Origin of the sequence: Paenibacillus sp. FSL W7-1088, from assembly GCF_037969855.1 — a bacterium.
Classification (GTDB): Bacteria; Bacillota; Bacilli; order Paenibacillales; family Paenibacillaceae; genus Paenibacillus.
In genome coordinates, this window is record NZ_CP150216.1 from 1,180,246 (window position 1) to 1,195,333 (window position 15,088).

At 48.0% G+C, this 15,088-nt stretch carries 10 protein-coding genes; 9 read left to right on the forward strand and 1 reads right to left on the reverse strand.

Features of this window, described 5'->3' with window-relative positions; translation table 11 throughout:
- Window positions 1–12 precede the first annotated feature (12 nt).
- The 3 genes from MKY42_RS05355 (at window position 13) to MKY42_RS05365 (ending at window position 5,546) form a co-directional block, all read left to right on the forward strand.
- The gene (locus MKY42_RS05355) at window positions 13–1,668 is read left to right on the forward strand and encodes an extracellular solute-binding protein (RefSeq protein ID WP_090893700.1); all 1,656 of its coding nucleotides are present in this window, start codon (window positions 13–15) and stop codon (window positions 1,666–1,668) included.
- Between the two features lie 292 nt (window positions 1,669–1,960).
- A complete protein-coding gene (locus MKY42_RS05360) occupies window positions 1,961–3,724 on the forward strand; it encodes an ABC transporter ATP-binding protein (RefSeq protein ID WP_090893702.1) in 1,764 nt (587 codons plus the stop codon).
- Window positions 3,705–5,546, forward strand: coding sequence for an ABC transporter ATP-binding protein (locus MKY42_RS05365; protein WP_090893704.1), 1,842 nt, complete (start codon window positions 3,705–3,707; stop codon window positions 5,544–5,546). Before MKY42_RS05360 ends, MKY42_RS05365 begins: the two co-directional genes overlap by 20 nt.
- Before the next feature lie 195 nt (window positions 5,547–5,741).
- On the opposite strand, the gene MKY42_RS05370 is transcribed toward MKY42_RS05365, so the two are convergent.
- Complete coding sequence (locus tag MKY42_RS05370) at window positions 5,742–7,733, reverse strand: DUF4832 domain-containing protein (protein WP_339849340.1); 1,992 nt, start codon at window positions 7,731–7,733, stop codon at window positions 5,742–5,744.
- A gap of 643 nt (window positions 7,734–8,376) precedes the next feature.
- On the opposite strand from MKY42_RS05370, the gene MKY42_RS05375 reads away from it, so the two are divergent.
- The 6 genes from MKY42_RS05375 (at window position 8,377) to MKY42_RS05400 (ending at window position 15,010) form a co-directional block, all read left to right on the forward strand.
- Entirely contained in the window at window positions 8,377–9,477 is a 1,101-nt protein-coding gene (locus tag MKY42_RS05375) for a Gfo/Idh/MocA family oxidoreductase (RefSeq protein WP_109997833.1), read from the forward strand.
- Between the two features lie 11 nt (window positions 9,478–9,488).
- Window positions 9,489–10,379, forward strand: a complete 891-nt coding sequence (locus tag MKY42_RS05380; protein ID WP_072735121.1) for a sugar ABC transporter permease — start codon at window positions 9,489–9,491, stop codon at window positions 10,377–10,379.
- A 12-nt stretch (window positions 10,380–10,391) separates the two neighbouring features.
- Complete coding sequence (locus tag MKY42_RS05385) at window positions 10,392–11,225, forward strand: carbohydrate ABC transporter permease (protein WP_090893710.1); 834 nt, start codon at window positions 10,392–10,394, stop codon at window positions 11,223–11,225.
- Between the two features lie 70 nt (window positions 11,226–11,295).
- Window positions 11,296–12,639, forward strand: a complete 1,344-nt coding sequence (locus tag MKY42_RS05390) for a sugar ABC transporter substrate-binding protein (protein WP_109997834.1) — start codon at window positions 11,296–11,298, stop codon at window positions 12,637–12,639.
- Window positions 12,640–12,907: 268 nt separating this feature from the next.
- The gene (locus MKY42_RS05395) at window positions 12,908–13,933 is read left to right on the forward strand and encodes a LacI family DNA-binding transcriptional regulator (RefSeq protein WP_339849350.1); all 1,026 of its coding nucleotides are present in this window, start codon (window positions 12,908–12,910) and stop codon (window positions 13,931–13,933) included.
- Between the two features lie 114 nt (window positions 13,934–14,047).
- Window positions 14,048–15,010: a YafY family protein gene (locus MKY42_RS05400; protein WP_339852728.1), complete on the forward strand. Its 963-nt coding sequence runs from the start codon at window positions 14,048–14,050 to the stop codon at window positions 15,008–15,010.
- The last annotated feature ends 78 nt before the right edge of the window (window positions 15,011–15,088 follow it).

The following is a 15,088-nucleotide window of genomic DNA, read 5'->3' on the forward strand; positions in this document are numbered from 1 at the left end:
GGGTCTGATCTTATGGTGATATCCATCAAGGCATGGATGAAGTCCGGTCTTGTTCTGGGCTTAATCGGCGGAATACTGGCAGGGTGTTCAGGAGGAAGTGGAAGTGAGCAGGCTGAAGGGGAAGGTGCGCGCGGCAATATAACGTCGACGATCTATGATCGGGGCGCCGTACCAAGCGGTATGGGAACGATTGAGGATAACATGTGGTCCAAGTGGATCAATGAGAACGGCCCGGCCAATGTCAAATATACGGCGGTTCCCCGCTGGGAATCGCAGTCCAAATTAAACGTGCTGTTTGCTTCGGGCAGTGCACCAGATGTTATTTTTGAATTCGGAACGCCTATTCGGAATACGTTATTTAATCAAAAACAACTGATGCCGCTGGATGAACTGATTGAGAACTCCAGTGTGGAATATAAAGCGCTGATGGAGAAGTATCCACAGTTAAAGAAAGCTGGGATCAAGAGCGATGGCAAGTTATATGAAGTGGGCCGAATGAATGAGGTATTTCCGCTGACCAGTTTCTTCATTCGTGAAGATTGGCTGGAAAAGCTGAACCTGGAGGTGCCGACGAACGAAGCAGAGATGCTGGCGGTCGCCAAGGCATTCACAGAGAATGATCCGGATGGGAACGGTGCAGACGATACTTTTGGAATCGGAGGTTTGCAATTTGGGGACACTGCGGGATTATTCCGCTACATGTACAATGCCAATTGGGTGAACGTGGAGGACGGGGAGATCGTTGTTGGCCCCAATCACATGAAGGAAATGACGGCGTTTAAGCGGGCATTGTTTGAGGCGGGGGTAGTAGACAAGGATTTTCTGACCGACAAGGATGGAGCTAAGTCCAAACAGGATTTCCTGAACGGGAAAATAGGCATGTATGCCGCAATGACGGCTGATTACACTGGATTTGCGGCCAAGGAACTGGATACGCTCATGCAGAATGTGCCTGATGCCAAGCTGAAGGTCATTGCCCTGCCTTCCACATTGGTGGGTCAATATACGATGGTATGGAATAACCCGGTGCAGATGACGGCCGTTGTGAATGCCCGTGCCAAAAATCCGGAAGCCGTCATTCAATATATTGATTTTCTAACCAAAACCGAGACAGGCCGAACGGTCAAGAACGGGTTCGAAGGCACTCATTATACGTTGAACGAACAGGGCTGCCCGCGTATATCTGATCAGGAAAAGTACAAACAGGAAATAAGCTGGGCTGGTGATTACGCGATGCTGTACAGCCGCCTGGAGGAAGGCAAATGCGGTTACACCGAAATGCTGTTTAGTGAGGAAATCCCTTCCCAGAAGGAAGGACTTCGCCTCTTCAAGGAAGCAAGGGAAGTATACATGAACGATCTGCCGGTGGGTGAAGGCGTTACCCACTCAGAACATATGCCGCAGCTGCCCAAAGAGCTTCAGGTGAAGCTTACCAATGTGACGACAGCCATTAATGATATTTTCACCCGTTCCATTATCAGCGGTAGTAAGTATACAGTTGAGCAGGCTGCTGCAGAAGCGCAGCAAAAGTGGGAACAGGGTGGTGGCCCGGAGATTGAAACATGGTACAAAGACTGGTGGAGCAAAGAAAAGGACAATGTACTTGTCTGGGATGATTTCTATGAAATCTATGAACAGCAGCAAGCCGATTTCAAGAAGTCTGAGTAAAATAGCTGGGATGAGTTGAGTGTCAATAAACGTATTCGAATTGGAATATCATCGCACCTGGGCAGTCTGCTCAGGTTTTTTGTTGCAGATGAATGTTCACTCCAAGTCTATTTCAGGTTAATAATAAGAAGCATAGAAGATATTAGCGATTTGAAAGTTCAAAATGCGATATAATAGGCGTATTGGATACGTGAAATTTTACATAGATTTATGTAAAGAGACTAACGGAGCTAGCTGCGTGAACATACCAAATCGTCACGAAGATGAAACGCTCTGGGCCGGAGGAATGGTTATGATCAAGCTGTTGTACTACTTGAAGAAGTATCGAGTCGCCGCCATCGCAGCACTGGTCATGATGCTGATTGAATTGACGGTCGAATTGGCTCAACCCTATTTAATCTCAAAGATCATTGATAACGGTATCCAGCAAGGAGATCTGTCAGTGGTTTGGCTATGGGGTGGAGTGCTTGTGGGCAGTGCCGTTGTGGCGTTTGCCGCGGGAATTGCGAGTTCGTTTTTTGCGTCACATGCGAGTCTCGGCTTCGGTTACGATCTGCGGGAGAAGCTGTATGACAAAGTGCAAGCGTTCTCTTATGCAGTGTTTAACCGGTTTGCCACATCATCCCTGATTACCCGGTTGACCGGAGACGTTACACAGGTGCAGGATACGGTGTTTATGAGTCTGCGATTCATGACACGTGTACCGCTGGTGGTGATTGGGAGCATGATCATGGCGGTTGTGGTAAATCCGAAGCTGGGTCTGCTGCTTGTTGTGATGGTGCCTGTACTGCTCGTGTTTGTCATCTGGATGATCAAAAAGGCAGCGCTGCTGTTCCGCAATGTGCAGCGCAGACTGGATGCCGTCAACGGAGTCATCCAGGAAAATCTGACAGGCATTCGGCTGATCCGTGTATTCGTCCGGATGGGCCACGAGATTGAACGCTTTGCCGGATATAGCGGCAAGCTGATGAAGGGCACGATCTCCGCGCTGCGCCTGACGGAGACGACGATGCCATTCATGCTGCTCATGATGAATGGTTGTATCATCGCCGTGCTATGGTTTGGACGACGTGACATCACTACCGGAAGTGCAACCGTGGGTGAAGTCGTCGCAGTTATTAACTATCTGCTTCGCACCATTGGCGCCATGTCTGCGCTGTCCTGGATTCTGGTGACCTTCTCCAGAGCGAGTGCTTCGGCACAACGGCTTAACGAAGTTTTTGACACGGAGGAAGTTTCGGATTCGGGTCAATCCATGGACACAGATCGTTCTGCAAAAACGGGTAAAGGGAATCCTGTGATCCAGGGTGCAGTTGATTTTCAGGGTGTAGGGTTCAGTTATCCGGGCAGTGAAATTACCGTGCTGGAGGATATTACGTTCTCAGCCAAACAAGGTGAACGTATCGCCATCATGGGAGCGACAGGCTCGGGTAAATCCTCGCTGGTACAGCTCATTCCAAGGCTCTATACCGAAGATCACGGCGAGGTTCGTATCGATGGTAATGACGCAGAACAGTTGGACATAGCCACATTGCGCGGAGCTATCGGTTATGTGCCGCAGGAGGTGGTCCTCTTTACCGGATCGGTACGGGATAACATCGCCTGGGGCCGGGAGGACGCAACGCTCGAAGAGATCAAGGAAGCAGCGCGGCGTGCCCAGATTCACGAGACCATTGAGAAGCTGCCGAATGGCTATGATACACAGCTGGGTCAGCGAGGAGTCAATCTGTCGGGTGGACAGAAGCAGCGGCTCTCGATTGCCCGTGCATTGATTCGTCGTCCAAGCATCTTGATTCTGGATGACAGTACAAGTGCGCTCGATGTAGCCACGGAAGCAAGGCTGCTGGGCGCACTGGAAGAGCTGTCGTGTACAACGTTTATCATCACGCAGAAGATCAGCTCAACCACCTCTGCGGATCTGATTCTGTTGTTGGACGACGGGCGTCTGATTGGACAGGGGAAACATGAGGATCTGATGGATTCATCCGAATTGTATCGCCGAATCTATGAATCACAATACGGGGAGGGTACACCACATGTTCAAAGCATTCATTGAACCTTTCCGTCAGCCCCCGCCTCCGATTGATCCCGATACGCTGAAGGCAGGAGGAGGTCGCAAGCCGAAGGCAAGGGCGAAGAACTGGTCTGGTACGTTAGGCCGAATCTGGACGTATCTGGCCCGTCGCAAGGTCAAGCTGACGATGGTGCTGCTGATGGTATTTGCTAGTTCTGCACTCGCTTTGCTTGGTCCTTATATGGTCGGTGTGGCCGTGGATAAATTCATTGATGGAGAAGCAACGAGTTCCAGCTGGACGACATTTTTATTGGGTCTGGTGGCAGTCTACGTTTTCTTCTCCCTGACGTCATGGCTGCAAAATATATGGATGATCGAAATTGCACAGGAGACCGTGTTCCGCATGCGGTATGATCTGTTCTCCCATCTGCACAAACTGCCGATTCCATTCTTCGGCAAGCGTCAGCAGGGGGAGATCATGAGCCGGGTTACCAACGACATTGAGAATGTCAGCGGTACGCTGAACAGCTCGGCCATCCAGATTTTCTCCAGTGTGTTAACACTGATCGGAACGTTTGGCGTGATGCTCTGGTTAAGTCCGCTGCTGACCTTACTTACATTTATCGTGGTACCACTGATGGCTATCGGCATGCGCTGGATAACGCGCAGAACCGGACCGTTGTTCAAACAGCGTCAACGTAATCTCGGCGAACTCAATGGGTACATTGAGGAAACCTTGTCCGGGCAGAAGATTATCAAGGCGTTCTCTCAGGAGGAGCGGGTCATTCGCGGCTTTGAGGAACGAAATACGAAGATCCGGTTGTCCGGTTTCTGGGCACAGACCATCTCCGGTTTTATTCCAAAGCTGATGAATGGTCTGAACAACCTGAGCTTTGCGATTGTCGCAGGCATTGGCGGGATCTTGGCGATTCAAGGTTCCGTTACCGTCGGCGTGATTATCATCTTCGTAGAATATGCCCGTCAGTTTACCCGTCCGCTCAACGATCTGGCCAACCAGTGGAATACGTTGCTGTCTGCGATTGCCGGGGCAGAGCGTGTGTTCGAGGTATTGGATGAGGATGAGGAAGCGAAGGATGAAGGCGCAGCAGTATCTCTCGAAAAGGTGGAGGGAGCCGTTCGCTTCGACAAGGTATCCTTTGGATACGATGAAGGACGCAATATTTTACATGAAATTAACTTTGAAGCCAAGCCGGGTGAGATGATTGCTCTTGTAGGTCCGACCGGGGCAGGGAAAACAACATTGATTCAGCTGTTATCCCGCTTCTATGATCCTACATCCGGTACACTAACGGTGGATGGACGTGACATTACGACCATTCGGCGCGAGAATTTGCGCTCACATATGGCATTTGTCCTTCAGGATTCATTCCTGTTCCAGGGCACGATTCGTGAAAATATCCGTTTCGGCCGTCTGGATGCGACTGACAAAGAGGTGGAAGCTGCTTCAAGGCTGGCGAATGCTCATTCGTTCATCATGCGGATGAAGGACGGGTACGATAAAGTGCTTCAGGCCGACGGAAGTGGCATCAGTCAGGGACAGAAGCAGCTGCTTGCGATTGCCCGGGCAATTCTGGCCGATCCGTCCATCCTTGTATTGGACGAGGCGACCAGCAGTATCGATACCGTGACGGAGATCAAAATCCAGGAAGGGCTGCAGCGCCTGATGCAAGGCCGCACCAGCTTTGTTATCGCTCACAGACTGAACACGATCCGCCAAGCCGATCGTATTCTTGTACTGAAGGATGGTCAGCTCCTGGAGCAAGGTTCGCATGACGCATTGCTGGAACAAGGTGGCTTCTACAGCGAACTGTATTACAGTCAGCTGCGGAACAAGGCGCAATAACGCAGAAGAGCATGGACCAAGAACAATGGCGACCATGCTCTTTTCTGTAGGCTCTATTGGATAGTTTCCAGCTATCCTGGTAAAGAATGTTCAGTTTCTTATACCCGGAAAAGAAAGAGCAGGTATGGAGGGCATGGTGCCCTGCATTCCTGCTCTTTGCATTTGAATTGGATATGAATTGTAGCTTGTGGTAATTTATTTCGTTACACTGCTCAGCTTGAACGAGCCGTCGGTCAGCTTGTTTGTATTGGCAAAGTCTACGCCAGGTTTATTCGTTTCCGGGTCAATGATCGCAATCGCGATATCATAGGTTCCGGCAGCAAGACCGGAGACCGGAATGGAATCGGACAGGGTGTAGGTACCCGTTTTCCACGTGGTCAGATTAACGGTTGTTGTTTTCTTGGCGACCACGGTATTGCCGCTGCGCAGTTGAATTTCAACCGGCCACGCAAATGGGAAGTGCTGTACACCTTTATTCTCCACTTTAATCGTTGTTGTAAACGTGCTTCCGCTAATGGTGGATGGATGCGAAATTTCCTTCACGACAAAGTGGTAACCCATTCGTTTCTTGAGTGCATCCATATTGGCCTGTAAGGCATGATTTAGAGGAAGCGAGGCAGGGGAATTCGGTCCCAGCCAACTTGGTTTGCTAAGCTCCGTTTGACGCAACGTTTCCGTGAATCCGCTGCCGGTAGTTAATGCCGCAAGCATGCCGGAAGCTCCCCCGTAAAATTCGCCTCCTGAGATACGTGTCTCCCAGAAGTTCGGATGTCCTGGCTGCTGCTGGCCGATATCATCCCAATAACCGTTCTGGGTACCTGTGTACCAGCCCCAATCGGCATCAAAGCTGTCTTTATGTCCAAACACATCGTTGAACATGCCCATGACCATGCCTTTGTTATTGGTTTTGGCGAGGGCGATACTGCGCCGGATCAGAACCTGCATTTTGTCCTCTTTGCCAGCAAAAGCATCAATATAATGTTGAACGTACTTGTTCGAGATGTCATTGGTCGGGAAAGCACCTGTGTAATTGGTTTCACCATTAGGTCCGACATAAGGCCACGTATGGAACTCGCCCCAGTGTCCGAGAGAACCGATCTGGACAAAGGCGACCGGACGATCATTCGTGTTGTACCTTGCCGCAATGGCTTCGATAGCTAATTTGTGCCGTTCTTGCAGATAGGTGGAGTTGTAGTTGGGGGAGAAGCCCATGTTGTTTCCCGTACCCATGCCTCCGGTTGTATCGTTGTATACGGTTCCAGGCGATTCTCCGCGGGCAACCATGTCATTGTAGAGCCAGTCGGGAATATCCCGGTGAGCCTGTCCTGTCGGGCTGTCCAGAATGAAGCGAAACACCACTTTGACCCCTTTACTTTTCCAGTAGGCAAAATTGTTGGCGGCTTCAATTGCACTAAAATCATATGTGCCTTTGGTAGACTCCAGCTCCTTCCAAGTTACACCAGCATATACAAGCCTGTGTGGCTGTGCATATGTGGTGCTCTTGGCCGAAGGCGCCCAGCCTTTGAATGGATTGTTGAGTGGGCTGTCCAGCTCTACGGGATTCACTACGGTATTGTTCCCCGTACCACCACCTGATCCAGCCGAGGTCAAAAGGTAAGCGGGCAGTGTTTGTCCAGCCGCGGGCAATCTCGACGTATCCGAGCTGTTGTCGATATACCCGACTCGCACGGTGCTGCCTGCACTGATTTGCAGTGTAGAGAGAGGAATAGCGACCTCAATGACGGTGGAGCTGCGGTAGAATTGGGAGCTGGTCAACGTGCTGTTGAAGTTCCAGACCCAGTCGGTTCCGCTGCCGCCATAGCGGTATAACCCCGTATTTTCAAGCAGCCACTCCACACCTGTAGCTCCCCAACCCGCAGCCTGGTAACCCGTTGACGTATTGTTATCGGTATTGATCCAGAAGTTGCCCATCGTTGTACTCAGACCAGAGCCTTGAATAAGCAGATAGAGATGGGTTCCATCATTGGTCACCTTGAGCGTCTGGGCAGTGCCACTATTGGTGGTGAGAGCACTAACGCTGCTCCAGTCGTTGATATTGCCATCAATGGTGATGGTTGCAGCAGAGGCTTTGGGTAAGGCTCCCGCAGGCAATAGCAGGGTAATCATGAGGACAAAAGCCAAAAACAATCCAAGGCTCCGCTTGCTTTTATCAAATAATCTTGTCATGGTATACCTCCTGAATAATGGATTTTGAATGATACCTCGTTCTGCCCACCCCGAATTTCGTTATGAGGGGAGCGTTAGGAGAGCTCAACTCCTTTCTGATCCGCATGAAGCAGCAGAATAGTAACGTTTTATGTAAGAGTCATGGTAGTAATCGGGGGATAAACAACTAAAAAGATGTGATTTTGGTTTGCGGCAAATTTAAAATGTATTTTTAGTTCTTGGATTCTGTGTCTAAATTGCATTATAGGGGATGGATACGGGAGATTCAACAGAATTTTTTCCAGAATTTATTGTGTTTTCTATTGAAAATAAGCGTGTTCCATTGAATTTTGAACATGAGTACACATGGGAATAATATAATATTTGCCGCAAATAAAAATGAATACAAATTAAAGTATATGATAATACAATAAAAATGTAAACGCTTAATTTATGATGAATAAAGAGTTATACTGTTTAGTAGTATGTAAAATGCACTGCAAATATATTGCCGCAAAATAATTTAAAATTTAGCCAAAATCAATTGACAAGGATTTAAAACTATTTTACTATCGTTACATAGTCACAGTCTTGTTAGATTTATTGACATTGAATTGGCTTCATGGCATTTGCCGCAAATTAACGAGCAACGGAGAGTGTAAGCATGGGGAAGATAAAAATGGCTTTTATCGGTGTAGGAGACATGGGGTCACATCATTGCATTGGTTTTGATTTGCTTGAGGATAGTGAGGTTCGTTATATCTGTGATATGAATGAAGCCAATGTGGCACGTACGCTGGCTGAACTTAAGAACAGTAATCCTACCATCGTTAGCGATTATCGTGAGCTGCTTGCCAAGGAAGATTTGGATGCGGTGGTCATCAGTGTACCGAACTATTTGCATCGTGAAGTGGCAGTCGCTTTTCTGGAAGCAGGCAAGCATGTATTTCTGGAGAAGCCGGTTGCCCATACCATTGAGGACTGTGATGCCATTATAGAAGCGGCGGAAGCCTCGGGACGGGTATTGCAGATCGGATTGGTATATCGGTATTCGAATCTGTATCGCCGAATGGAGAAGGAACTGGAGAGCGGACGTCTTGGTGACGTGAAATTGATGTGGTGCAAGGAATTCCGTGATCCGTTCCCGCCTGCGGATTGGTTCTATGACAAGACCAAGTCTGGGGGAGCGATTGTAGAGAAGGATTGTCATCACTTCGATATTTTCAACTGGATGATCCAGGCGAAGCCTGTCCGCGTGTTTGCCTCTGGAGGCCAGCATGTCATGAAGCAAGGAGAGCCTAATCGGATTCAGAATTCATACAGTCACTACCCGACGAAAGAAATTTCGGATACCTCCATCGTCGACCATGCCTTTATCACCATTGATTATGATAACGGCAGCAAGGCCAATCTGGGCCTGTGCATGTATTTGAAACCGCGCAATCTGATGGGAGAAGGGCTTGAGATTGGCCTGATCGGAGAGAACGGCGGCCAAATGGTTGCCCGTAATGACAAAACGATTGATATCGTTGGCGGGCAGGACTGGACGAAGGACCATCTCGAGATTGATGTGACGTCGGATTCCATTATGGGTGGACACACGGGTGGACAGACCCAGCGCATTGATTTTTTGAAATGTGTACAGGAAGGCAGACAGCCCTTTGCTAGTGCTCAGGTTGGTCGTAACGCGCTGCTTATTGCTCTGGCGGCAGAGAAATCTATTTTGGAAGAACGGTACGTCTATTTAGAAGAAATTTCAGGCTGAGGGGTGTCATCATGAACAGGTTGAGAAAATATGACACACTGCTGTTTTTTCTCTTCATTTTGCCTTGGATTATCGGATTTATCACCTTTTTCCTGTTTCCTTTCGGGACTTCGGTTTTCTACGCCTTTACGGATGCGAGACTCCCGGGAGCGACCAACTTCAATTTTGTCGGCATTGATAATTTTACGCACATGATGGATGATCCCATCTTCCTGAAAAGCTTGATGAACACGATGTTTTTCGTGGTATTCGGTGTTCCGATCGTAACGGCGGGTATGCTGGGTCTGGCCATGCTGCTTAATTTTAATGTCAAAGGTATTGCCCTGTTCCGTACCTTCTTCTATTTACCGACCCTGGTGCCCATTGTGGCAACGGTTATTATCTGGCGACTGGTATTCAACTCCGAATTCGGCATCCTGAACGCCGGACTTGGCGCGCTGGGTATAGGCAAAGTGGACTGGATTGGCGGGGAGCATACGATTAAGCCGGTCATCATCATGCTTCAGGTCTGGATCTCGGGCAGCGGGGTTCTGATCTTCCTGGCTGCACTAAAAAATGTACCCAGACATTTGTATGAAGCTGCTGCAATTGACGGTGCAAGCGGGATTCGCCGATTTTTCCAAATTACACTGCCGATGATCAGTCCTTCCATCCTGTTTGTCATCATTATTCAGACGATGTATAACTTTCAGATGTTTACGGAAGCGCTGCTGCTATCTAAGGGTGGTCCGAACTACTCTGCTTATACGTTTGTCTACAATATTTACAAGTCGGCCTTTACCGATCTGAAATTCAGCATGGCGATGACGCAGTCGATTTTCCTGTTCGCCGTGATCTCGCTTGTCACCCTGATCCTGATGAAAGTTTCAAACCGCTTTGTGTATTACGAGGGAGAACGATAGGAGGAGAGTTACATGAACAGCCGAAAAATAGCGGTAAAAGCGTCCCAATATACCATGCTGATTGCAGCATTAATGCTGTTCGCAGGGCCTCTGGTATGGATGCTCTCGACCATGCTGAAAACCAAAGCGGAAACCTACAAGGTACCTCCAACCATCCTGCCGGACACATTCAGTCTGGAAGCCTTTGAACGGTTGTTCGCTGTGCAGCCGATGATGTGGCAGTGGATTCAGAACTCATTTATCATTTCCTTTTTTGTTGCAGCGGGGGCGGTGGTGTCCAGTTCACTTGTGGCTTACGGTTTCTCCCGTTTTGCAACCAAGTACCGGAATATTCTGTTCCCGGTTGTACTTGTTACCTTAATGATTCCTCCATCCATTATGATGATTCCCTCGTACGTCCTTTTTTCCAAGCTGAACTGGATTGATACCTGGTTGCCGCTCATTGTGCCAGCCTGGCTCGGAGGCGCCTATTATATCTTCCTGTTCCGACAGTTTTTCATGACGATTCCCCAGGAGCTGGACGAGGCTACATATCTCGATGGCGGCAATCGCTGGACGGTATATGCACGAGTCATTATGCCGCTGTCCAAACCCATTATTATGACGACTATTATTTTTGCCTTTGTGAACTCCTGGCTCGATTTTCTGGGGCCGTTCCTGTATATCAAAAATGCAGAAATGTTTACGCTGAGCGTAGGCTTGCAGCTGTTAATTGGTCAGACGAGCCAGGATTTGCCGGCGCTTGCTGCAGGTGCATTTATCAGTATTGTACCTATTGGTCTGCTGTATCTGTTTGCACAACGTTATATCGTCGAGGGGGTGGTGCTTACGGGCACCAAAGGGTAGAGTGGCTGCCTGCTTTCCGGTTTTCAGGTGAACAGGACTTATTGATATGACTTAAAGGGGAGCTGTGTATATGAGAGCGAAGAGTAAACGGCTATTCAATGTATGGGCACTTGTACTGGCTACAATGGTGGTGATCAGTGGATGTGGAAATGGGGGATCGTCCGAAAACGCCGACTCTTCTGATTCCGGCAGCAGCCAGAGTGAACCTGTAACGATCACATACTCCCAGTGGGGGACGGCAGAAGAGCTTCATCGTACACAGGAACTGCTGGATCAGTTCATGAAGGCCAATACCGATATTAAGGTCAAACTCGAAGGCAAGGATTGGGGCAGCTACTGGGACGGACTAACAGCCAATGCAGCTGGGGGCACACTTCCGGACGTGTTCAAAACGAGTTATGCATACGTGGAGAAATACGCCGAGCTGGGCATTTTCAAGGAATTGGACGGCTTGCTCGCGGAAAATCAGTTTGATCTGAACAATGTGGACAAAAGTCTGCTCGGTCTCCATCAGTACCAGGGTAAACAAGTATCCTTGCCTATCGATGCCAACGTCATCGTATGGTATTACAACAAAGCGATCTTTGAGAATGAAGCCACGAATCCTCATAAAGCACCCGTTCCATCGCTTGAGCCAACGTGGGATGAAATTACCGACATTGCAACCAAGCTGACGCTGGATAAGAACGGAAAAAGCGCAGACGAAGCGGGTTTTGACGCCGGAAACATTGTACAGTGGGGCATGTCCATTTCACCAGGATCAACGATGGATTGGTTCCTGGAGCCGGAGTTGTGGTCCAATGGTGCGAAGCTGGTGAATGACGATGGTTCCCTTGCGCTGGAGACACCTGAAGCGATGGAAGTGCTGAACTATTTTATCGACTTGACCAAAAATAAAAAGATCAACACCACACCTGCACAGATTGAAGGTTTGGGTGGACAGGTGAATCTTGCGATTACGACATCCAAAGTAGCGATGAATCCGGGTGGCAGCTGGAATACAACCAACTACCAGGAGGCTGGTGTGGATTATGGTATCTCCTATTTACCAAAATTCAAAACGAACCAAACCGTTGTTCAGCCAGCAGGTCTTGCCATCAGTTCCAATACAAAGCATGAAGAGGCGGCTTACAAGCTGCTCGCTTGGCTAGCAGGTCCGGAAGGACAGACCGAACTGGCGAAGCAGGGATACTCGATTCCGGCGAACAAGGCCGCAGCGGATGCTTATATTGCCACTGTAGGCGAAGATAATAAAATCTTCCTGGATGCGCAGCAGTATGGCATTGTCTCTCCCTTTACAACCAAGAAAACCGATCTGGTCTGGACGTATGGTGAGCAATCACTCAAACTTCCACTTGCCGGAGATGGTGATCTGAACGCAGCGCTTAAGGATTTGGCCTCCAAGATGCAATAAGTGAATGAAGCCGATCAAGAGTGGGAAGAGGGAAGAGCCTCATACGTTTTCTTAAAAAGGATTAAAATTGCGGCAGTTATGGGGGAAAGCAAACTCCCTGACTGCCGCTATTATTTTATAAAAGACTGCGCCCGTGCACCATTTCATTGACTTCTGACCGGTAGAAATATAGAATTATATTTGCCGCAAATTTGTGTTTACAGAGATGAAATTGCCCCAATACGAATGGGGTCTAAATACATAGGTAGAGGAAAGGTGGGGACTTCACATGGCAAAATTGAAGGATATTGCAGACCGCGTCGGTGTATCAATCTCTACCGTTTCACGTGTGATGAAGAACGATGTCAATCGATCGGTCAGCGATGAAACCCGCAAAAAAATATGGGACACCGCTGAGGAGCTTGGCTATCGTTCACAGCGTCCGGCCAAGAAGAAAAAGGTCCAGCCCAAGACGGCATATGCGATCGGCTGTGTGGTGGCTATTCCCCAAAATAAATACAACAGTCCTTATTTTTCAGTCATTATGGAAGGGATTGAGAAGCAGCTTGCTGAAGCAGGCATGCGTCTGGAATTTGTGTACAGCATCGAAAACGATGGGGATATCGTGCAGCTGCAGTCTCTGGTGAAGGAACATCAGATTGATGGCATGATTGTGGTGGAACGGATTGATCCGGAAGCCTATCGCTGGCTCAAGGCTAATGTCCGAACTGTTGTGGGTGTGGATATTACGGACCCGGACATTCCGGTCGTCGGTTATGATCGTGAAGAGGCGGCGAGGGAGGCAACGAATCATCTGATTGCCCAAGGGCATCGGATCATTGCCTACATTGGCGGAGCAGAATTCAAGAATGATTTTCGTGAGGAAAAACGGTTTCTTGGTTATCGGCGTGCCATGACGGATGCGGGATTACCTATTGATAATGATTGGGTGATCGATGTGAAATGGGATGTTTCGCTGAGTTATGAATTGACCAAGCAGGCATTTACCAACAATGCGAACAGACCTACAGCCATCTTTGCAGCCAGTGATATGATGGCGATTGCGGCCATGCGTGCTGCAACCGAACAGGGGCTCCGCATTCCGGAGGATATCGCTTTTTTTGGGGTAGATAATATTGAAATATCCGAATTCACCTCTCCGCCGTTGTCGACCATTCATGTACCCAAGCTGGAGATGGGCATGTTCGCGGTTAAACAGCTGCTCGATTATCTGGATCATTCATATGAAGTGGCTGTCAAAATGATCGTTCCGTACCGCTGTATATTCCGCCAGTCTTCCAATGGCAAAATATAATAGCGATCAACCAAAGAGTTCCTGTGTCCAGTTTTGGGCGGAGGGAACTCTTTTTTACTAAAAGAGCTGTTGATATACCAGTTGAGAAAAAAATTAAAACCGAGGGGCTATGGTATGCCAAAAAACGATAATATGTTAGCCATTCTATGGATGCTAAATTCAGGCACGAAAATAACTGCAAAACAAATATCAGAAAAGTTAGAAATAAATATAAGGACCGTTTATCGATATATTGATGCATTATGTGCCAGTGGAGTGCCTATAATTTCAGACGCTGGCCATCATGGCGGGTATAGCTTACTGAATACTTTTATCACAGCACCTCTGTTATTTGATATTGAAGAGAAAAAAGCGCTTCTTCAAGCTGCTGTTTTTGCAAAAGAATCGGGATACCCTTTGAATGAGGCGTTAGAGCATGCAACATCAAAGTTGAAAAGATATTCAAATCAGGAACAAGAAAGTATACTTAGTGGTCATTTAGCCGGATTTGATGTGATCAGCCGCAAGGGAGATCCTTCCATTCAGCCTGTGTTGATGGAATTGGAGCAGGCTGTGGCAAACGATTTCTCTGTAGAAATCGATTATCGCGCAAGCCATAAAGAACAATCGGAGAATAGGGTGATCGATCCCTATGGAATGGTTTACTGGAACAATAAGTGGTATACAATTGCATTTTGCCATCTAAGGAATGAGATTCGCAGCTTTCGGGCCGAACGGATTCTACAAATCCAGCGGACTCAAAATAAATTTAAGCGTTCCGAAACTTTCTCAGCTCGTGAATTTTTTATGCATAATTTATTACCTGATGTAGTGGACAAGGATGGATTAATTCAGTTAATTATCACAGGAAGGCCAGAGGCGTTGGATGACTTATGCTTGCATTGGTTTATGGGACACCATTTGAAAGAACGGACTTCAAACCAAGCCATCTTTTTACTTGAGGAAAATTCACTTCATACCTATGTTCCATATTTTCTCCTATCCTACGGTAAGTCCATTCAAGTCATCGAACCACCGAGTTTAAAGGACAAACTTGTTGCGGTTGTGTCCGAGTTAATGGAATACTATCAACTTTAATAACTACACTGACAGTAGATGTCAGTGTAGTTATTTTATAATGATGACAATCAGGGATTACCGAGATGGATACTGGGA

What these genes read in the sequence shown, in the direction of transcription:
- MKY42_RS05355 (WP_090893700.1), top strand. Translation starts at nt 13, where the DNA reads ATGGTGATATCCATCAAGGCATGGATGAAGTCCGGTCTTGTTCTGGGC.
- MKY42_RS05360 (WP_090893702.1), top strand. Translation starts at nt 1,961, where the DNA reads ATGATCAAGCTGTTGTACTACTTGAAGAAGTATCGAGTCGCCGCCATC.
- MKY42_RS05365 (WP_090893704.1), top strand. Translation starts at nt 3,705, where the DNA reads ATGTTCAAAGCATTCATTGAACCTTTCCGTCAGCCCCCGCCTCCGATT.
- MKY42_RS05370 (WP_339849340.1), bottom strand. Translation starts at nt 7,733, where the DNA reads ATGACAAGATTATTTGATAAAAGCAAGCGGAGCCTTGGATTGTTTTTG.
- MKY42_RS05375 (WP_109997833.1), top strand. Translation starts at nt 8,377, where the DNA reads ATGGGGAAGATAAAAATGGCTTTTATCGGTGTAGGAGACATGGGGTCA.
- MKY42_RS05380 (WP_072735121.1), top strand. Translation starts at nt 9,489, where the DNA reads ATGAACAGGTTGAGAAAATATGACACACTGCTGTTTTTTCTCTTCATT.
- MKY42_RS05385 (WP_090893710.1), top strand. Translation starts at nt 10,392, where the DNA reads ATGAACAGCCGAAAAATAGCGGTAAAAGCGTCCCAATATACCATGCTG.
- MKY42_RS05390 (WP_109997834.1), top strand. Translation starts at nt 11,296, where the DNA reads ATGAGAGCGAAGAGTAAACGGCTATTCAATGTATGGGCACTTGTACTG.
- MKY42_RS05395 (WP_339849350.1), top strand. Translation starts at nt 12,908, where the DNA reads ATGGCAAAATTGAAGGATATTGCAGACCGCGTCGGTGTATCAATCTCT.
- MKY42_RS05400 (WP_339852728.1), top strand. Translation starts at nt 14,048, where the DNA reads ATGCCAAAAAACGATAATATGTTAGCCATTCTATGGATGCTAAATTCA.